A 20720-nucleotide genomic window follows, 5' to 3' on the forward strand; every position below is an offset into this window, starting at 1 on the left:
ATGGGTACCTTGATGCCTGCTACTCCCGTCCAGACCCTATATGTAAGCGTCCGCCGCGACGAACTGGCTCGCTTGAAAGAAGAACGCGACCAACTCAAGCAGCAGGTGGCCCTGCTGAACCTGCAACTGGCACAAAGCCGCAACGGTGGCAAAGCCGTCAGCGTCTGATTGAACCCTGTCGTGGGGGCTCTCCTGGCTCCCACTCTGCTTCACATCATGCTTTATACGCCCGCCTACACCCTCCCCATGACGCACCAAAACGGTGCGAGGTGCTATTTGCCGACACATCATGTCGCACGCGCTTCTGGCCCCTGCCCCACCCTGGAACACACCATTCACATCCTGTCACATACGCCAACGTTTGCGTCTAACGCGCGTCATAACGAAAGTGACCGACGGGTCACCTTTTTATCTCCCTGTCTCCTACACTCTGATTTCGGCCCGCCATTTGCTGTGTAGAAAAGCGACGGAAAAAAAGTCGAACTTTCTGAAAAGGCGGCGGGTCATGGAGTAAACAGGCCATTGCAAAGGGACTTCCCACGCTAAGGCTTACCCACCCCATTCAGTCAAACGCTTTCGGCCGGAATGCCGATCGCGCAGTGCCTGCGCGCACGACTCAGGGGCAAGGACTGCACTACGAAGAAACGCATTCAGAGAGAACCAGCACGACATAACGCAAAGGGTGCCAGCACCCGACCAAACATAGGGACGGAGAGAAGTATGATCAGTGCCGCTGTCGAACCTCATGTAGATTCATTCAAACCGGACAATCGCGAGCCGCTTACCCCGGACTTCGCCACGACAGCCAAGGCACCTGGCGCCCAGCGCCAGCACAATCCCAACAAGCGCAAGATCCTGTTCGTCACCTCGGAAATCGCCGACCTGGTCAAGACCGGCGGGTTGGGCGACGTGTCCGCGGCACTGCCTCGGGCGCTTGCTCACCTGCATGATGTCCGGGTACTGATCCCCGGCTACCGCCAGGTGATGGAGAGCGACAACCCCATTCACATCGTTGGCGAATTGGGCGGTCACGCGGCCCTGCCGCCGTGCAAGATCGGCCGCATGGACTTGGCCGACGGGCTGGTCATTTATGTGCTGATCTGCCCCGAACTGTATCAGCGCGACGGCACACCCTATGGTGCCAACAACGGCCGCGACTGGCCTGACAACCACATCCGCTTCGCCCGCCTGGGCCTGGCCGCAGCCGAGATCGCTGCCGGCGAAGGCATGATCCACTGGAAGCCCGAGGTGGTCCATGCCCATGACTGGCCGGCCGGCCTTGCTCCCGCCTACATGCACTGGCGCGGGCTCAACACGCCGACCCTGTTCACCATCCACAACCTCGCCTATCAAGGGGTCTACAGCCGCGGTTGCAGCCCGGAACTGGCGATCCCCGAGCACGCCATGCAGCAGGAAGGCATGGAGTTCTACGGCAAGCTGTCGTTCCTCAAGGCAGGCCTTGCCTATTCCAGCCATATCACCACGGTCAGTGCCACCTACGCCCGGGAAATCACCACCCCCGAATTCGGTTGCGGCCTGGATGGCTTCCTCGCCAGCAAGGCCCAGCAAGGCCTGCTCGGCGGCATCCCCAACGGCATCGACGAAAGCTGGGACTCGGCCACCGACAAGTACCTGCAGCACAACTTCAGCATCAACGACTGGGACGGCAAGGCGCGCAATGCCCAAGAGGTACGTGAGCTGTTCGGGCTGGCACCGTCCGAAGGCCCACTGTTCGCCGTGGTTTCGCGACTGGTGTACCAGAAAGGTCTGGACCTAACCCTGGGCGTCGCCGACTACATCGTCGAACAGGGCGGGCAGATCGCGATCATCGGCCGTGGCGAGCCCGAAGAAGAGCAAGCCATGCGTGAGTTGGCCCTGCGCCACCCCGGCCGTATCGGCGTGCGCATCGGCTTCAACGAAACCGATGCCCGGCGCATGTTCGCTGGCAGCGACTTCCTGCTCATGCCCTCTCGCTACGAGCCCTGTGGCCTGAGCCAGATGTACGCTCAGCGCTTCGGCTCGCTGCCAGTGGCACGCAATACGGGCGGGCTGGCCGACACCATCGAAAACGGTGTCACCGGTTTCCTGTTCGACGAGTCGACGGTCGAGAGCTACCGCGAAGCCTTGAGCCGAGCCTTTTATGTCTACGGCAAACCGGACCTGCTCAATGCCATGCGCTGCCTGTCAATGACCCAACCGTTCAACTGGTGCCAGGCGGTGGAACCCTACGCCCGCCTCTACGAGGACTTGGTCAAACAGGCACAGTTCAGCCACTAGAGCGGAGGCCGAAGATGCACAGGCATGGCGCACACCTGCTGGACGCCACGTCGGCGCGCTTCGCCCTCTGGGCGCCGGATGCGCGCAGCGTGAGCCTTCAGCTGGAGCAACAGCCGGCGATCGAGCTACTGCCGGAAAACGACGGCTGGTACACCGGGGTTGCCCAGTGCCAGGCCGGTGACCGTTATCGCTATTGTATCGACGGCGAGCAATGGGTAGCCGACCCGGCATCACGCTACCAGCCCGAGGGGGTCGACGGCCCTAGCCAACTGGTGGATACGCACGCCTATGATTGGCAGCACCCCTGGCAGGGTCGACCATGGCACGAGGCCGTGATCCAGGAATTGCACGTGGGTGTGCTCGATGGCTATGCCGGGGTTGCCCGGCAGCTGCCGCGCCTGGCACAGCTGGGTATCAGCGCCATCGAGCTGATGCCCCTCGGGCAGTTCCCCGGCACGCGCAATTGGGGCTACGACGGCGTGTTCCCCTACGCCCCCCAGCACAGCTATGGCAGCCCAGAGCAACTGTGCGCGCTGGTCGACCAGGCCCACGGCCAGGGGCTGATGGTGCTGGTGGATGTGGTCTACAACCACTTCGGCCCCCACGGCAATTACCTGCACCACTATGCCAGCCCATTCTTCCGCGAGGACAAACACACCCCCTGGGGCGCGGCCATCGACTTCCGTCGCCCCGAGGTGCGGGAGTTCTTCATTCAGAATGCACTGATGTGGGTGTGCGACTACCGCTGCGATGGCCTGCGCCTGGATGCGGTGCACGCCATCGACCACCCCGACTTCCTGCGCGAGTTGGCACAACGGGTGCGCGCAGCCGTCTCCCCCGGCCGGCATGTCTGGCTGGTGCTGGAGAACGAGCACAACCAGGCTTTCCTGCTGGAACAAGGCTTCGATGCGCAGTGGAACGACGACGGCCACAATGCCCTGCATGTACTGCTGACGGGTGAAACCGAAGGCTACTATGCCGACTACCAGCACCGCCCGATCGAACAGCTGGCACGCTGCCTGACAGAAGGCTTCGTGTTCCAGGGCCAGGCCAACCGCCACGGCACCCCACGGGGCGAGCCCAGCGGGCACCTGGCGCCCACCTCGTTCGTGCTGTTCCTGCAGAACCATGATCAGATCGGCAACCGCGCCCTCGGCGAGCGCCTGAGCCGGCTCTGCCCGCCTGCGGCCTTACGCGCCGCCACCGCCCTGTTACTGATGGCACCGATGATTCCGCTGCTGTTCATGGGCGACGACGACGGCAGTTGCCGGCCGTTCCTGTTCTTCACTGATTTTCACGACGAACTGGCCGATGCCGTGCGCGAGGGCCGGCGCAACGAGTTCGCCCACTTCGCTGCATTCACCCAGCCGCAATCACGCGAGCAGATCCCCGACCCCAATGCGCCAGACACCTTCGACGCTTCCCGGCCTCTGGCCAAGGAAGTGCTCGCCGGCTGGCACGGTCTTTACCAGCACCTGCTCGACCTGCGCCACCGCTACATCATCCCGCAGCTACCTGGTTGCCGTGCGCTGGGTGCCGAGGTGCTCGGCGAAAAAGCCCTCACCGCCCGCTGGCGCCTGGGCAATGGCAATACCCTGCGTATCGACCTGAACCTGGCCGACACCGCCCAACCGGTCGGACTGCCCGGCTTCGAACAACGCGTGTTCGACACCAGCGACAGTGCCCACCCCGATTCCCACCTGGCCGCCTACAGCTGCGTGGTCAGCCTGCTCACACCTGGTCAGGAGCGCCCATGAGCGATACCCCACTGCACCGCCTGGCTGCCCGCGTCGGTCTGGCCCGCGACTGGATCGACGCCAACGCCAGGCCCCAGCAGGTCAGCGACGATGTGCTGCGCAACGTGCTCGAAGCCCTGGGCCACTGCGCCCAGGACGATGCCGCTGTCCTGGCCAGCCTGCGGGCCGTGGAAGCAGCCGAAGACAGCGAGCACCTACCGCCGCTGCTGACTGCCGACGTCGGCCAGCCGTTGCCACTGCAACGCTACTTCAGCGCCGCAACCCAGGCCCATTGCACCTTGGAGGATGGCAGCCAGCGCCTGCTGACCCTGGACGCCCAGGCCCGCCTGCCCGGTGACCTGCCCATCGGCTATCACACCGTGGACATCGACAGCCGCAGCTTCACCCTGGCTGTGGCACCGCTGCGCTGCCATAGCCTGGACGAGGCCGTGACGCAACCGCCGCCACGCTGCTGGGGCCTGGCCGTGCAGCTTTACAGCCTGCGCCGCGACGGCGACGGTGGCTTCGGTGACTGCCTGGCCCTTGAGCAACTCGCTCGCAGCGCCGCCGAACGCGGTGCCGATGCCCTGGCCATCAGTCCGGTTCATGCACTCTCGGCCATCGACCAGGAGCACTACAGCCCCTACTCGCCATCCAGCCGATTGTTGCTCAACACCCTGTATTCAAGCCCCGCCGCACTGCTCGGCGAGCGCGCCGTGCGCATGGCCATCGAGGCCTGCGGCCTTGAACACATCCTGGAAGACCTGGAACAAGGCCCTCTGGTCGACTGGCCCCGCGCAGCCGATGCCCATGAACGTCTGCTGCAAGCCCTGTATCGGGATTTCAGCCAGAGCGATCACCCGCTGCGCGAGGACTTCGACAGTTTCCGCGCCGCCGGTGGCCAGGCGCTGGAGCACCACTGCCGCTTCGAAGTGCTACAGATCCAGGCCAAGGCACGAGGTCTGGGCGCTGACTGGCGAGCCTGGCCAAGTGCCTGGCACGACCCTTATCACCCTGAAGTCGAGGCGTTCGCCGACGCCCATCAGGCCGAGGTCGAGTTCCAGGCATTTTGCCAATGGCTGACCGAGCGCGGCCTGCAACGCGTCCAGGCCGCGGCCCGCAGCAATGGCATGGCGATAGGTTTGATCGCCGACCTGGCGGTGGGTGCCGACGGGGCCGGCAGCCAGGCCTGGAGCCGCCAGGACGAACTGCTGGCCGACCTCAAGGTGGGTGCTCCGCCCGACATCCTGAACCGCTCGGGGCAGGACTGGGGCATCTGCGCCTTTTCCCCCGAGGGCCTCAAGCGCAATGGCTATCGCGCCTTCATTGAGATGCTGCGAGCCAACCTGGCCCATGCCGGCGGCCTGCGCATCGACCACGTGATGGGGCTACGCCGCTTGTGGCTGATTCCGCGAGGTGCCAAGCCAACCGAAGGGGCCTACCTCCAATACCCAGTGGACGACCTGCTGCGCTTGCTGGCTCTGGAATCGGTACGCCATCGCGCGATCATTCTTGGCGAAGACCTCGGCACCGTCCCTGATGGCTTGCGCGAACGACTGGCCGCAAAAGCCATACTCGGCATGCGTGTGCTGCCGTTCGAACAGACATCGACGGGGCACTTCAAAGCGATCCTCGACTGGCCGGACAACGCGCTGGCCACCACCGGCACCCACGACCTGGCACCTCTGGCCGGCTGGCTGGAAAGCCGCGACATCGACTGGAACCACCGCCTGCAATTGATCGACGCTGCCACCGAACTGCACTGGCGCCATGAGCGACAGAAAGAACAAGCCGGCCTGCGCCACATCCTCGAGGCCAACTACGGTTCCTTGAAAGACAACGCCGCCATCATCGACGCCGCCATCCGCTTCGTTGGCCACACCCGCGCACCGCTGGTCCTGGTGCCCCTCGAAGACCTGCTCGGCAGCGACGAACAGCCCAACTTGCCGGGCACCACTCACAGCCACCCCAATTGGCGCCGTCGCTTTGCCCAGCCCGTTGGCAAATTGCTCGACGATGAAGATGCCTCCCGTCGCCTGGAGCTACTGGCCCAGGCGCGCGAACAAGCCTGGGAGCGTGACCGATGAAGCCATTGACCGCCACCCAGCGCCTGCAATTTCACAGTGACTTCACCCTTGACCATGCGGTGCCGCTGGTGCCGTATTTCGCCCGGCTTGGCATCAGCCACCTCTACGCTTCCCCCCTCCTCAAGGCACGCGCCGGCTCACGTCATGGGTACGACGTGGTCGACCCCACCTGCGTGAACCCCGAACTGGGTGGCGAGGCCGCCCTTGAGCGCTTGGTGAGCGCGTTGCGCCAGCACGGCATGGGACTGATCGTGGACACCGTTTCCAACCACATGGCCGTCGGCGGGGCCGACAACCCTTGGTGGCAGAGCCTCCTGGCCTGGGGACGGCGCAGCCCGTATGCCGAATTCTTCGACATCCAGTGGCACTCCAGCGACCCGCTACTGGCCGGGCAACTGTTGCTGCCCTTCCTCGGCAACGACTATGGGCTGGCACTGAAGAACGGCGAAATACCGCTGACCTTCGATGATCAGCACGGTGTGCTGCATATCGCCCACTACGACCACCGTTTCCCGATCTGCCCGGTGGACTATGGCCGGGTCCTCGCACAGAGTCCTGACCCCCAGTTGCAGGCCCTGGCCCCACGCTTCGCCGCCCTGCACCTGGCTGACGAGCCCCTGCACGCTGCCCTGCCCTTGCAGGCAGAACTGGCACGCTGCGTCGCCGATGGTGCCGACCTGGCATCCGCGCTGCAGGCCTTCGATAGCCGCAGCACAGCGGGTTTCAAGCACCTGCACGCGCTGCTCGAACGCCAGACCTACCGCCTGGCCAGTTGGCGAACCGCCGCCGACGACATCAACTGGCGGCGCTTTTTCGACATCAACGAACTGGGCGGCCTGCGGGTCGAGCGTGCCGTGGTGTTCGAGGCTACCCACGCCAAGCTGTTCGAGCTGATCGAGCGCGGTTTGGTCGACGGCCTGCGCATCGACCATATCGACGGCCTGGCCGATCCGCGCCAGTACTGCCGCAAGCTGCGCAGGCGGGTCGATCGTCTGCTGGCACGGCGCCCCGTGAACGCGGCAGTCGAGCATTTCCCGATCTACGTGGAAAAAATTCTCGGCGCCGGCGAGCACCTGCATCGCGACTGGCTGACCGACGGCACCACCGGCTACGAGTTCATGAACCAGGTGTCGCTGCTGCAGCACGCCCCCGCTGGCGAGGCGCCGCTTAGCGAGTTGTGGTCGAGCATCAGCGAACGCCCCGACTTCCCCGAAGAGGTCCGCCAGGCGCGGCACCTGGTGCTCAATGCCAGCCTGGCCGGCGACTGCGAGTCGGTGGCCCAAGCCCTCCTTCAGGTCGCCCGCGACGACCTGATGACCCGCGACCTGACTTTGGGCGCGATCCGCCGCGCCGTGCAGGCGCTGGTCGCGCATTACCCAGTCTACCGCACGTACTTCAATGCCTGCGGGCGCCCGGCCGAAGACGAAGCTTTCTTTCAGCAGGCGCTTGCCGGTGCCCGCCAGGATCTCGGCGAAGCCGACTGGCCGCTGCTGGCGCAGCTCGAACAATGGCTGGGCGGCCAGCCCTGGCGGCACCTGCCTGCGGGCAAGCCACGCAAACACCTGCGCCATGCCTGCGTGCGCTTCCAGCAGCTCACCGCCCCCAGCGCCGCCAAGGCGGTGGAAGACACCGCCTTCTACCGCAGCGGCCGCCTGCTGTCGCGCAACGATGTAGGCTTCGAGGCCGAACGGTTCTATGCCGATGCGGCCGAGTTCCACAGCCAGGCCCAACGCCGGCTGCGCCACTACCCCGACAACCTGCTGACGACCGCCACCCATGACCACAAACGTGGCGAGGACTGCCGCGCGCGCCTGGCCGTGCTCAGCGAGCGCGCGCCCTGGCTGGCCAGCCGCGTCGAGCACTGGCGCGAACTCGCCGCCCCATTGCGCGAGTCGCTGGAGGACGGCCTGGCCCCTAGTCCCGGCGATGAGTTGCTGCTATTCCAGACGCTGCTGGGCAGTTGGCCACTGGAGCTCGACCTGCACGACGATGCCGCGCTGCGCAGCTATGCCGAGCGTATCCGTCAGTGGCAGCAGAAAGCGCTGCGCGAGGCCAAGCTTCGCAGCAGCTGGAATGCGCCGAACACAGCCTACGAAACGGCCTGTGCAGCCTACGTCGATAGCCTGCTGCTGGACCGCCAGAACCAGCAGCTGCGCCAGTCGCTGGCCGACGCGGTGCGCCTGATCGCCTGCCCTGGCGCTCTCAACGGCCTGGTACAAACGCTGTTGCGCATGACCGTGCCCGGCGTGCCCGACCTGTACCAAGGCAACGAGTACTGGGATTTCAGCCTGGTCGACCCGGACAACCGCCGCCCCGTGGACTACGCTTGCAGGCGTCGCACCCTGGACGCTGCCACACCGCTCGACGCGCTGCTCATGCACTGGCGCGACGGACGTATCAAGCAGGCGCTGGTGTCGCAGGTATTGGATTGCCGTCAGGCACACTCCGCGCTGTTCCGTCGCGGAGCCTACCTGCCGTTGACCGTGCAGGGCCGACATGCCGACAAGGTCGTGGCCTTCGCCCGCCTGGGCGAAGATGAACGCGCCATCGTGATTGCCCCACGCCTTGCCAGCAGCCTGCTTGGCGATGCCCCTACACCGTTGATCCCAGCGCAGAACTGGGACGACACCCGGCTGATCCTGCCGTTTGCCTTGTCGCCTGCCAATACGACGGGACTTTTCACCACCGGTGCGGTCAGCCCTTGTAAGGAGCTGATGTTGAACAGCGTACTGGCGAAGTTTCCGGTCAATCTGTTGATACAACAATCTTGAACATCAGGAGCGTCATGATGAGCGTCGATGAAAAGCGTATTCGCGAATTTGCCTATCAGATCTGGGAGTCGGAAGGTAAACCCGTAGGCCAGGAAGAGCGCCATTGGGACATGGCGCGCAAGCTTGCGGAAGCCGAGTCCCTGGCGCCCAAGGCGGCGCCACGCAAGCGCGCCCCGGCCAAACCTAAAGCCCCTGCCGTGGCCGAAAAGCCGGCGCCGGTGAAGAAGCCGCGCGCGGTGAAAAAGCCCACTGCCGGCTGAATCGGTATCAGTCTCGGCCTCATCGCCGGTAGCCAGCCCTTGCCCTTTTGCAGGCGCCAGCTTGCCGGTGATGAGCCCGCCTACATTTCCCTCCACACAGGCCCTCGAGGATTGCCATGAGCCCCCGCACCCCAAAGAAAACCCGCTCTGTCGCCCCATCGCGGATCCGCGAAGGACTGCCCTTCCCCCTTGGTGCCACCTGGGATGGGCTGGGGGTCAACTTCGCATTGTTCTCGGCCAACGCCAGCAAAGTCGAACTGTGCCTGTTCGACTCCAGCGGCGAAGAGGAACTGGAGCGCATCGAGCTACCCGAGTACACCGACGAGATCTACCACGGCTACCTGCCCGACGCGCATCCGGGGCTGGTCTACGGCTACCGCGTGCATGGCCCTTACGAGCCAGAGAACGGCCACCGCTTCAACCCCAACAAACTGCTGATCGACCCCTATGCCAAGCAATTGGTCGGTGGCCTGAAATGGTCCGAAGCCTTGTTCGGCTACACCATTGGCCACCCCGACGGCGACCTGTCGTTCGATGAACGCGACAGCGCGCCCTTCGTGCCCAAGTGCAAGGTGATCGACCCTGCCTTCACCTGGGGCCGCGATCAGCGCGTGCTGGTGCCCTGGGAGCGCACGATCATCTACGAAGCCCACACCAAGGGCATCAGCATGCGTCACCCGGCGGTGCCGGAAGCTCTGCGCGGCACTTTCGCCGGCCTTGCCAATGACGAGTTGCTCAAGCACATCAAGGACCTGGGTGTATCAAGCATCGAGCTGCTGCCGATCCATGCCTTCGTCAACGACCAGCACCTGCTGCAAAAAGGCCTGAACAACTACTGGGGCTACAACAGCATCGCCTTCTTCGCGCCGCATCCCAGCTACCTGGCCAGCGGCAAGATCGCCGAGTTCAAGGAGATGGTCGCTCACCTGCATGATGCCGGCCTGGAGGTGATACTCGATGTGGTCTACAACCACACTGCCGAGGGCAACGAACTCGGTCCGACGCTGTCCATGCGCGGCATCGACAACGCCTCGTACTACCGCTTGATGCCGGATGACAAGCGCTACTACATCAACGATTCCGGCACAGGCAACACCCTCGACCTGAGCCACCCCTGCGTACTGCAACTGGTGACCGACTCGCTGCGCTACTGGGCCGGCGAGATGCGCGTCGATGGTTTCCGCTTCGACCTGGCGACCATTCTCGGGCGCTACCACGACGGCTACAACGAACGTCACAGCTTCCTCGTCGCCTGCCGCCAGGACCCGCTGCTCAGCCAGGTCAAGCTCATCGCCGAGCCATGGGACTGCGGCCCCGGCGGCTACCAGGTGGGTCACTTCGCACCGGGCTGGGCGGAATGGAACGACCGCTTCCGCGATACCGTGCGTGCGTTCTGGAAGGGTGACGAAGGCCAGCTAGCCGATTTCGCCTCGCGCATGACCGCCTCGGGCGACATGTTCAACAACCGTGGCCGACGCCCCTATGCCTCAGTCAACTTCGTCACCGCCCATGATGGCTTCACCCTGCGCGACCTGGTGTCGTACAACCACAAGCACAACGAAGACAACGACGAGAACAACCAGGACGGGACCGACAACAACCTGTCATGGAACTGCGGGGCCGAAGGCCCGACCGACGACCCGACCATCAATGCCCTGCGCACCCGGCAGATGCGCAACTTCTTCGCGACCTTGCTGCTGGCCCAGGGCACCCCGATGATCGTCGCCGGCGATGAGTTCAGCCGGACCCAACATGGCAACAACAACGCCTATTGCCAGGACAGCGAGATCGGCTGGGTGAACTGGGAGTTAGACGAAGAAGGCGAAGAGCTGCTGGCCTTTGTCAAACGCCTGACCCGTCTGCGCCTGGCCTACCCGGTGCTGCGCCGCTCACGTTTCCTGGTCGGAGACTACAACGAAGCGATCGGGGTCAAGGACGTCACCTGGCTGGCACCGGATGGCCGCGAAATGAGCGTAGAACAATGGGAAGACCCCCATGGCCGCTGCCTGGGGATGCTAATGGACGGTCGCGCCCAGGTGAGCGGCATCGCCCGCCCCGGTTCGGAGGCTACCCTCCTGCTGATCGTCAATGCCTACCACGACACCGTACCGTTCCTGCTACCGGCCGTACCCGAGGGCGATTACTGGAGCTGCCTGATCAACACCGACAGGCCCGAGATGCGCAAACCCCAGCATCTGCAGTTCGATACGACCTTCGAAGTCAAAGGCCGCTCGGTGCTGCTGATGGTGCTCCAACGAGAAGATGAATAGACCCAACGGGCGCCACCGCCCAAGCGGCGGTGGAGCTTGAGCTCTAGCCCTAACAATGATTCGGCATAGCCGCCGATCGGCAAATAGCGAACATCGCTATGCCCACAATTTTTATCAATAGATTCATAGCGTTGAGCCAATCACCAAGGCATGAACGGGACTTTCACGTTTTCTTGACGCAAGCGCCGACCTCTCCTTAGCTGAACATTATCACTACGCGTAAAAAATCACGCCGGGCCTCTAGCTCGCGCCTTCGTGCGCACTTGCTAAAGCTGGCGTGCTGGTTTGGGTCGCCCTCTGTTTTTGCCGTACAGCTCGTGACAACAGGCCAGGTCCTTGGGCTGTACAACAAAAAATGAGGAGATCCGCTATGAAAAGAACCTCGAATCCCTGGCGTTTCGACAGCATTTTCTGCGCGGTTTCCACGTCGCTGCTTCTGGCAACCCCTGTGGAAACCTTGGCGTTTGAATTGCAGGACGACCCGACCTTCGACCGCTTCCTGCAACAACCGTCAATGCCACAGCTGTCACTCGACCCGGTGAGCGCCGTCGGCCTCACCCTGGGCACGCTGAACGAGTTTTCCGATCGCATGAGCGAGCGCCACGGGCAGGCCGCACCGGACCTGGTCGCCAGCCAATGGTCGCAGTTCTTCCCCAGCGTGCAACGCCAGGGCGCGCAGCCGCCAGACCAGCTCGAAGCGCCCAGCCAGCAATTGATGATCGGCCCGGACCTGTTCGTACGTGAATCCTCGGCGGGCAATGTGCACCGGGCGGGAATCTTCGTTGGCCATAACAACCTGCAGAGCACCTTCAACGGTATGCGCCCGTTGCTTGGCGACAAGCAGCGCAATGCGGTCAACCTCAGCGGCGAGAGCCTGGGGGTGTACTGGAGCATGACCCATGATCGCGGCTGGCACCTGGATGCCGTGGCCATGGGCTCGCGCATTGATGTCAACGGCCGTGGCGAAAGCGGCCAGCGCCTGGACGACAGCGGCCACGCGATGACCTTCTCGGTGGAAGGCGGCTACCCGATCAAGTTGGGAGGCGGCTGGGTGATCGAGCCACAGGCACAGTTGATCAACCAACAATTCTTCCCCGGCAGCCAAGTGCAGGAAGAGACCTTGCAGGCCTTCGACAGCCAGCCCAGCTGGAGCGGCCGGGTCGGTGCCAAGTTGTCCGGCCGCTACGCCGTGCGCGGCATGCCGATCGAGCCTTACGTGCGGACCAACGTCTGGTACGACTTCAGCAACGCCGACTCGGTGAAGCTGGACCAGGTCGACAAGATTTCCAGCTCGCGCTACTCGACCACGGTGGAGTTAGGCTTGGGACTGGTAGCCAGGGTCACCCCGTCCGTGGCGCTGTTTGTCAGTGCCGATTACAGCAGTGATGTGGATGGGAATGACTTGAATGGGTTGATTGGGAGTTTGGGGGTGAAGATGCGTTGGTAGTGTGTACTGCTGCATAGGGCAAGGGCGGCATTAGGTCATTTAGAGGGGACGGAATTGAGTGGCGGGTCCGCTTACGGGCCGACCTGGATGCCATGCCAAAGGGTGACCTGCACAGGTTGAAAGGACTCGCATTCGCCACCGCCTTGTACATCGCAGCGGTAGTCGGCACCGACGTATTCGCAGTCGGTTGTCCATCAACTCGTTACACCGTGGATCGGCTTACAGCGGGCGGTCGAGCAGGTACTACTGGTACTCCGACGGGCCGCGTCGGGTGGCGTGGAGTGGGTGAGCTGGACGGCGACGGCGTAGCGGTACTGGCGCTTGAGCAGCGTGGATGGGCTGTCGTGGCTGCCGAGCCACTGCTCCTGCAAACGCCCGACCAGGTCCCAGGCCTGGGGTTGCCCTGCTGCCGAACCACTTCGCGGTGCAGGTCGTCGCGCTCGTAGGCGAGCATCTCGTGGTGGTCGAGGGTCATGCCCAGCAGGTGGCCGCTGCCGTAGGTGAGCCAGCCGACTTTGTGGCCATCCGGGCGGAGGGTGCTGGCGCGCTGGTTGAGGGCGTCGTATTCGTGCTGCCACACGGCGACCATCGGCGTGCCGAGGTGATCGCAGTGGTACCAGGCAATCGCATCGAACGCCTGCGGTGGCATCGTCATCTGCCACAACGGATATTTCTTAAGGCCTACAGGAATGTTTGCACAGGTATATCGACATTTGAGTGCGCAACTTCTTGCGCAGTTGACTCAGGAGAGTGCGCCGAAGCTGTAAAAGCCATCGCGAAATGCAGCAAGCCGGCCGCCACCAAAACCAACGTGCTACCATCGTGCCGCACTCATGGATGCTCTACCGATTCGACAAGGAACGCCGCGCGTGACCACTTCCGTTACTGCTTCACCCTGCCCTGCCCGTTTTCTGCCAGCAGGCCACGCCTGATGCTCGGCGCCCTACTGCAACGGACCCGCCAAGACCTCTCTCCCTGGCAGCGTATAACCCGTGCCTTATGGGGCGGCAGCCTGCCGCTGACGCGCGCCCAGGGCCGTTTGTTGGCGCAATTGATGCTGCTGCCAAGCGCGATGTACCTGCTGCTTGCCCTGGCATACCTGGCGCAGATCACCGACCTGATCGGCAGCCTGGCGCCGCATGCGGTGCTGCAACGCCTCGCCGACCACGGCCAATGGTTGGGGGCTTTCGCCCTGGCCCTGCTGGCATTGAGCTGCTTGTTGCGCAAGGGGCTGCGCCTGAACTGGGGCTTCGGTCGCACACTGTTGTGGGCGCTGCTGACCTGCACAAGCTGCCTGTACCTTGGCAACCAGGCCCAGCGCCTGCTGATCGATAGCCTGGTCGAGCGCACCAGCCCTAGCCAACAAGCCCAGGCAGCCTTCGGTATGCCGCTGCTCAACCGCATGCTCGAACATGACCTGCGCATCGACGGCCAGACCGCCACGCCCGCGCAGTTGCAAAGCCCCGAGGGCAAATGGCGGCTGGCCGAATTGGCCCTGCTGCTACCGGACAGTCCCCAAGTGGCGCTGACAGACGGCCTCACGCCGCAGGCGTTCTTCGAGCAGCTCGCCGACCAACGACGCGGGGGCCTGGAGCGTAATTACCAGCGTTACCTGCAAGCCACCGGCAGGCAGGAGGACCATTACCGCCAGTACCGACGCGCTAGCCAGTTCTACGCGGATGCAACCAGCCGCCTGGCCATCCTCCAGCGCCAGGGCCAGGCCTGGACCGACTACCTGCGTCTGCTCACCAAGCGTGGTCGCACCCTCAATCCATGGAACCTGCCGCTCGCTGAGTGGCAACCTGTGCGCCACGTGCTACGCGAGCAGATGAACGTTCCGGTCAACGACCTCTGGCGCCCCGATGACCGCCGCGGCTTCAACCAGGCGGTCGCCAGGCAGGTGCGGCGCGAAGCACGTAACCGATACGCCGAAACACTCCAGCAACGCATCGACGCCGGCTGGATCGAACCCGGCCTGACGCGGACGGGCTTCCTGGCAGTTAACGCCATCCAGGCCCAATGGCGACAGGATTTGGCCCTACCCGCTGGCATCACTTTGTATGCCTACCTGACCAAGGAAGCCTTCGCGCTCACAGTCTACCGACCGGCACTGCAATACGACGCCCGCGAACTGATGAAGCAACGCGTCGAGGCCAGCAACGACCTCTCTACCCTCGGCCGTGACAGCTACCGCGATCTGGTAACCCCAGGCGTCACCGTGCTGCTGATCAGCATCGGGTTGGTGGTGCACCTGTTCAGAACGCTGGCGTACCTGCTGCGTTTGGGGCTGCCGCAGCCTCCGGGCGTGTACCTGAAACTGTTGGCGCTGTACGTGTTGCTACTGGGCAGCATGGCGCTGTTTACGGGCAAGTCACAGGTACCGGCATTCGGACTGACCACGGGCAACAGCGATAGCCTGGTGTTAACCCTGGCGCGCAACACGTTGGACTGGACCGCTGCGCATCAGGCGCACCTGTATGCCTGGGGCAATGGCCTGCGCCAGGGCATGCTGCGCGGCTATGGCTTCGGTGCTACAACCCCTCAGGAAGACTGAGTGTTGCGCATGCTCCTGAGCCGCGCCCACAGTCCTTGGGCGGCAAAGGCATCACGCAACTGCGCCGCACTCACGCGGCGCTGCTCGGGGTCGAACGCCAGCGCCACACGCAATGCGCTCCAGGCCTTGGCCGGCATGCCAAGCGGCACCGAAAGCCGCGAGCTCAGCGCCTGGTCGCGGACCTTGATCGAGGGTACACGCTCGAAGGGATGACGGCCGCAGGCCAGCTCATACAATACGCAGGCAACGGCATACAGGTCGCTGGCCCTGCTGGGATTACTGCCCTCGAACAACTCCGGCGCTGCATAGGCCGGTGTCCAGGCTTCGAAACGGCCGTAGCTCAAATGCGGCAACCTGGCCAGTGGCCCTTCCACGGCCATGCCCAGGCCAAAGTCGAACAGACGCACGCCATCGTCGCCGAGCATCACATTGCTGGGTTTGATATCGCCATGCACCACCCCTTGGCCGTGTACACAGGCCAGGGCGTCGAGCAGCGGCACGGCTATTTCACGCACCTCTGCCCACGCCAGGCCTAGGGGCTGGTCGCAGAGTACGCGGTCAAGCGCACGACCACGCATCAACTCCATGCTGATGAAGGCGCGCCCGCATTGCGGATCGACAGCGAAACCATGCAACCGCACCAGGTTGGGGTGCCGCAAGCGGCTGGTAAGCGCGTATTCGTTGAACAGCAATGCGTTGGCGTCTGCCGAGGCAGCAAGTTGGTCGCTCATCAGCTTGACCGCCAACAACGGTTGCGGATCACCGTAGCTTTCCTGCAACAAGTCGCGAGCGCGATACACCAGGCCCATGCCGCCAGCCCCCAGCAGCCGCTCGAGGCGATAGCGGCCGGCCAACAGCTCGGGCACAGGCAACACGTCGACGGCTGCCGGGATTGCAGGCAACGGTTCTGCCGCCCTGCCCTTGCCACGGCGCTTGCGCCGCCCCTTGCCATTGCTGCCCCGATCCGGCTCGCCGGCCGGCTGGGTGAAGGAAAAGTAGGTGGCGTCGCCACCTTGCTCCAGGGCATCGAGTATATCCAGTGCGTCGCCGCTCATTGATGGATCACCACTGCGGTCAGGTTGTCTTTCGCCGCACCGCCCAGTGCAGTAGCAAACAGTCGCTGCAAGGCATCGGCGGGCGACGCAAGGTCCAGGGCGTGGCCGAGACCATCGCTTTGAAGGCTGTCGTAGAGACCGTCGCTGCACAGGAGGAACACATCGCCCGGCAACGCTTCGAACTCCAGAACCTCCAGCTTGAGCTCGGCACTGGCGCCCACCGCACGGGTCAGTGCGCGTGCCGAGGGGTGGCCACGGGCCTGCTCGGCGCTCATGCGCTGCTGGTCGATCAATTGCTGCGCAAGCGAATGATCGCGGGTCAGCTGGTACAGCCGATGCCCACGCCACAGGTAGCAACGGCTGTCGCCGGCCCACACGCATGCACCACGGCGGCCTTCAAGCAGTAACGTGACCACTGTGCTTCCGATGATTCGCGCGTGGCCCTCGACGCTCACTGTCAGCTCCTGGCCCAGGCGGCGATTGATCCAGTGCAGGCATTGGCGGACCGCGACCACACGCTCGTCGAAACTGGCGGCAGGGGCCAGTTCAGCCAGGCTGGCCACGATCATCTGGCTGGCGACATCGCCATCCTCATGTCCTCCCATACCATCCGCTACAGCCCACAACCCATGCTGCGGGCAATCCAGAAATGCATCCTCGTTGCGGGCGCGCACCTTGCCGGCGTCTGTGCGCGCCGCACTGCGCCAGGGGTTGGCGTGCAGCATCAGAGTTCACCCGGCAGCCGCAGGCCACGCAACACGTTCAGGTCGAACGGGTTGGGCGAGCGCTGGCTGGTCAGCAGGTAGTTGGCGCGCATACCTCCGACGTTGGCCTTGACCACCATGGTGTCGCGGCCCTTGAGGTACTCGGTCTGCATCAGGTCGAGCAAGCGGAACAGTGCCCACGGGCCGCCGTTCTTTTCCAGCGACATGGGGCGGCCATTGATTTGCTCCAGGGTCAGGCTGCTGTTGCCGTCCTGTGCCTCGGTCGGCCACTTGAACGTGGTGGAAACAATCGGACCATGACGGTAGTCGATCACCTGGTCACCGAAGCGAAACTCAGCGCGACTCACCGATGGATCGAGGGTGTACGGTTCGAGCTTGAACTGCACTTGCGGCTCTTGCGGGTTTTGCGCAAAGAAGCTCTGGCGCACAGCCTGGATGATGCCCATCTGTTCAAGGAACGTCTTGGTCATCGGCAGGCTCTGGCCGTCCAGGCTGCGCAAGCGATAGTTGCCTGGCTCGCCACTGACGAACGGCTTCATGTAGCTGTCGAAGAACTGGTCGGCTACACCCTGGGCCTTGAAGAAGTCGCGGAAATCGCTGATCGCCACATCGCCGGTGCCTGCGGCGTTGAACGGGTAGCGCGACTCGATGGCCTTGCCATAGAAGCTGTACAGCTCACTCTGGTAACGCTGGTTGAGGTAGTTGTAGCTGTCGTTCAGGACCATGCGCCAGATGTCGTCCGAGAGCAGGTTGAACCAGCCCGCCACTGGCCGTGGCAGTCGGGCGGTGCCGTTGCGCAGGCTGCTCAAGGCGTCACGTTGGCCCGACATGCGCGCCTTGGCCATCTGGTACGAAGCTTCCTCGACCTGGTTGGAGCGCGCCAGCCCGGCCAATTGTTGTTGCAGATCGTTCAGCGCTTGCAGGGTCGGCGCCAGATCAGGCCCTGGGCCGTTGTTGTCATCGAGCAAACGGTGCAGCGGCTCGAAGCGCCGTTGCAGCGCCATGCGCGCGGTGTCTGGCAGCGGTCGCTTGGCCAGGGCGTCACGGGCCTTGCCGGCGACCGCGCCAGCCACGGCAGTGCCGTTCTTGCCAAGCTTCTTGGCCGCGGCCTTGCCAGCGGCCGCCTCGGCTGCCTGCTCGCCCTCGTCTGACGTCTCTGGCAACGTCGGGAAACGGGTGTTCTCGCGCACTTCGGTCAGCAGCAGCAACAACGGCGAGTTGGCGGCGGTGAGCGCCGACAATTGGTCAGCGCCTTCCCCCGCGTCGCTGAACGGAATCAAGCCGACCTGGTTGATCGCCTCCCCCCAATAATTGGCGTAGTCGCGAAAATACAACTGTTCCAGCGCCACCATCAGCCGTCGCATGTCCATGTCGCTGATACCTGGCCCCTCCCCCAGCACCCAGTTGTCACGCAGGATGTCGTTGACCAGGTTGGCGCCCTGCACCGAGAAGTATTGCTGGTAACCCTGGGAGGTGTAGAAGCCCGGAATCCCATAGTCGACCCCCACGAACTGGCTCGCCTGTGGCCCCAACTGCTGGCTCAGGCGGTACTCGGGCAGACTGCGGGCCTGTTCTCGCAGCACTCGGTAGACCACGCTGGCCAGCGACTCTGCACGCAACACCTGACGCGCCTGTGCCACCAGCGCATCATTGAGCGGCAAGGCGAACGGTTGCTGCAACAGGCGCCCGAAGTGTGCGTTGAGCGCCTCCTGCGCGGCGGTGTTGCCGCGGTAGCGCTGCGACCAGCCGGCTGCCACCCAATCCTGCAACCAGTCCTGATCTCGACGCTCGGGATCGCCCAGCATCAGGTAGGCACGCAGGCTGTTGAGCAAGCGTTCGCGGTTCTTCAGGTTGCTGCGAATCTGCTCTTCCACCATCTTGCCGACGCGCGGCAGCAGGACTTGCTCGAGTTCGCGCTGGTAAGCAGGTTGCAGCACCTCGTTGGCAGCCCCCCCTTGATACAGGCCGGCGCGCTGCAGCAGCGAGACATCGCCACTGTCGGGAAACACTCGTGCTGCCTGGTAGGCCGAATCCAACGGCTTGAGTGCGGCCAGGGCATCGTCGCGGCCGTCGAGGCTCTGGTGCTGATGCTGCCATTGCCGAGCCAGTTCACGCAGCGCTTCCAGACGCTCATGGTTGCCGGAGAAACTGTTTGCCCACAGCAGGCCGAACAGCACCAGCGCGCCGAGTGCCGTCAGGTATACGGCACGCTGGCCCCAATTGATGCGGCGCCGCTCACGGCGGTCGAGGCCAGCCAGGTCGTATTCGGGAAACACGACACGGGTGAACAACTGCAGCATGAAGCGCGCCCGCCCCCGCGGGATTCCGTGCCCAGGCATACCGGGCTGGAAGCCATTGTCGCTATCGACCTGCGGCGCAAGGTGCGGCGCGCTGGTCAGATAGACACCGCGCAAGTGGCTGGCGCGCTGATAGCGGTTGCCGGTGAAAGCGGCATCCACCAACAGGCACAATTGGTCACCGATGCGTCCGAGCTGGTGCGGGAAATCGAGGATGCGCGCACGACGCAAGGTATTGCGCTCGTGGTGGATGCGCTGGGTGACCTGGTCACCCAGGCGCTGCAGCAGGCCCTGAAACTCGTTGGCCAGTAACTCGGTATCGGCGCCATTCTTGCCTTTGCCGAACGTGACGCCAAACACCTGTTCGTTTTCTTCTCGCAACTGCTGGTCGAAGAATTCCTCAAAGCCAGCCAGCCGGTCGGTCTTGGTCAGCACCAGGTATACCGGCAGGTCCTGGTGCAGGCGCTGGCGCAACTCCTGCAAGCGCGAGCGAACCTTCTGCGCCAAGTCGTTCAATGCCGCGTCACCGCCAAGCAAGGTATCCATTGGTACGGTGATCAACACACCGTTGAGCGGCCGATTGCGTCGACGCTGACGCAGCAGGTCGAGCAAGGTGCGCCAGGCATGGCCGTCCAGCTCACTGTCGCGCTGTTCGAGGAAGCGCCCGCCGGTGTCGACCAGCACGCCCTGCTCGGCAAAGTAGTAATTGCAGTATTCGCCATTGCCCGCGTCCTGCGAGCGCCTGCGCTCCAGCGCGTTGATGGGAAACTCCAGCCCCGAATGCTCCAGCAGGCTGGTCTTGCCCGAGCCATTGGCGCCGAGCACCAGGTACCATGGCAGATCACGACGCCAGCGGTCGTGACGGCCACCGTACAGGCTCGAGGTGTTGAGCGTGGCCAGGGCATGCTTGAAACGCGCCCTGATTTCCTTGGCCGCTTCGTACTTGCGCTCTTCACGCTCCAGACGCTCTTGCCCGCCCTCGCTCTCCAGCGCCTTCTGCTTGCGATGGTTGGCACGCCAGCTGGCGTACACCATCCACAATCCCCAGAGCAGGAACAGCACACTGATGGTCAACAGCCGCGCCGCGGCGTCTTCCCAGAACTTGTCGTCGGCGACGGCCAGCAGTGGCCCGACGAACCACACCAGCAAGGCCAGGGCCAGCACCAGCAGCAGACTCCACACCCAGGTCCGGGCAAGGAATGCGCCGACTTTCTTGAAAACATTCTTCATCACAGATCCTT

12 protein-coding genes and 1 pseudogene are annotated in these 20720 nt (G+C 63.9%); 9 read left to right on the forward strand and 4 right to left on the reverse strand.

Annotated features, from left to right (window positions below; genetic code table 11):
* The 8 genes from C4Q26_RS28015 (at window position 1) to C4Q26_RS01220 (ending at window position 12848) form a co-directional block, all read left to right on the forward strand.
* Window positions 1-168: a DUF6026 family protein gene (locus tag C4Q26_RS28015; protein WP_023380018.1), complete on the forward strand. Its 168-nt coding sequence runs from the start codon at window positions 1-3 to the stop codon at window positions 166-168.
* A 552-nt stretch (window positions 169-720) separates the two neighbouring features.
* Entirely contained in the window at window positions 721-2277 is a 1557-nt protein-coding gene (glgA, locus tag C4Q26_RS01190) for a glycogen synthase GlgA (protein WP_023380017.1), read from the forward strand.
* Between the two features lie 14 nt (window positions 2278-2291).
* Complete coding sequence (treZ, locus tag C4Q26_RS01195; protein ID WP_104881921.1) at window positions 2292-4034, forward strand: malto-oligosyltrehalose trehalohydrolase; 1743 nt, start codon at window positions 2292-2294, stop codon at window positions 4032-4034.
* Window positions 4031-6100, forward strand: coding sequence for a 4-alpha-glucanotransferase (malQ, locus tag C4Q26_RS01200; protein WP_104882583.1), 2070 nt, complete (start codon window positions 4031-4033; stop codon window positions 6098-6100). Before treZ ends, malQ begins: the two co-directional genes overlap by 4 nt.
* Window positions 6097-8871: a malto-oligosyltrehalose synthase gene (locus C4Q26_RS01205; RefSeq protein ID WP_104882584.1), complete on the forward strand. Its 2775-nt coding sequence runs from the start codon at window positions 6097-6099 to the stop codon at window positions 8869-8871. The genes malQ and C4Q26_RS01205 overlap by 4 nt, the downstream gene beginning before the upstream one ends.
* Window positions 8872-8885: 14 nt before the next feature.
* A complete protein-coding gene (locus tag C4Q26_RS01210; protein ID WP_027907028.1) occupies window positions 8886-9131 on the forward strand; it encodes a DUF2934 domain-containing protein in 246 nt (81 codons plus the stop codon).
* Between the two features lie 116 nt (window positions 9132-9247).
* On the forward strand, window positions 9248-11401 hold the full coding sequence (gene glgX / locus C4Q26_RS01215) for a glycogen debranching protein GlgX (RefSeq protein ID WP_104881923.1): 2154 nt from the start codon (window positions 9248-9250) through the stop codon (window positions 11399-11401).
* A gap of 370 nt (window positions 11402-11771) precedes the next feature.
* A complete protein-coding gene (locus C4Q26_RS01220) occupies window positions 11772-12848 on the forward strand; it encodes an autotransporter outer membrane beta-barrel domain-containing protein (RefSeq protein ID WP_023380011.1) in 1077 nt (358 codons plus the stop codon).
* A gap of 246 nt (window positions 12849-13094) precedes the next feature.
* On the opposite strand, the pseudogene C4Q26_RS01225 reads toward C4Q26_RS01220, so the two are convergent.
* Window positions 13095-13446, reverse strand: a pseudogene (locus C4Q26_RS01225) (hypothetical protein); the annotation flags it as partial.
* A gap of 333 nt (window positions 13447-13779) precedes the next feature.
* Here C4Q26_RS01225 and C4Q26_RS01230 point away from each other — a divergent pair.
* Entirely contained in the window at window positions 13780-15402 is a 1623-nt protein-coding gene (locus C4Q26_RS01230) for a hypothetical protein (RefSeq protein ID WP_104881925.1), read from the forward strand.
* Here C4Q26_RS01230 and C4Q26_RS01235 read toward each other — a convergent pair.
* From C4Q26_RS01235 to tssM, 3 genes are read right to left on the reverse strand one after another with little or no spacing between them, the layout of a single operon-like run.
* The gene (locus C4Q26_RS01235; RefSeq protein ID WP_023380008.1) at window positions 15390-16457 is read right to left on the reverse strand and encodes a serine/threonine-protein kinase; all 1068 of its coding nucleotides are present in this window, start codon (window positions 16455-16457) and stop codon (window positions 15390-15392) included. The two genes, C4Q26_RS01230 and C4Q26_RS01235, sit on opposite strands and share 13 nt — an antisense overlap.
* Window positions 16454-17182, reverse strand: a complete 729-nt coding sequence (locus tag C4Q26_RS01240; protein ID WP_023380007.1) for a PP2C family serine/threonine-protein phosphatase — start codon at window positions 17180-17182, stop codon at window positions 16454-16456. Before C4Q26_RS01240 ends, C4Q26_RS01235 begins: the two co-directional genes overlap by 4 nt.
* On the reverse strand, window positions 17182-20709 hold the full coding sequence (gene tssM / locus C4Q26_RS01245; RefSeq protein ID WP_104882585.1) for a type VI secretion system membrane subunit TssM: 3528 nt from the start codon (window positions 20707-20709) through the stop codon (window positions 17182-17184). The genes C4Q26_RS01240 and tssM overlap by 1 nt, the downstream gene beginning before the upstream one ends.
* Window positions 20710-20720: the final 11 nt, after the last annotated feature.

This window comes from Pseudomonas sp. SWI44, from assembly GCF_002947915.1.
Taxonomy (GTDB): Bacteria; Pseudomonadota; Gammaproteobacteria; order Pseudomonadales; family Pseudomonadaceae; genus Aquipseudomonas; species Aquipseudomonas taiwanensis.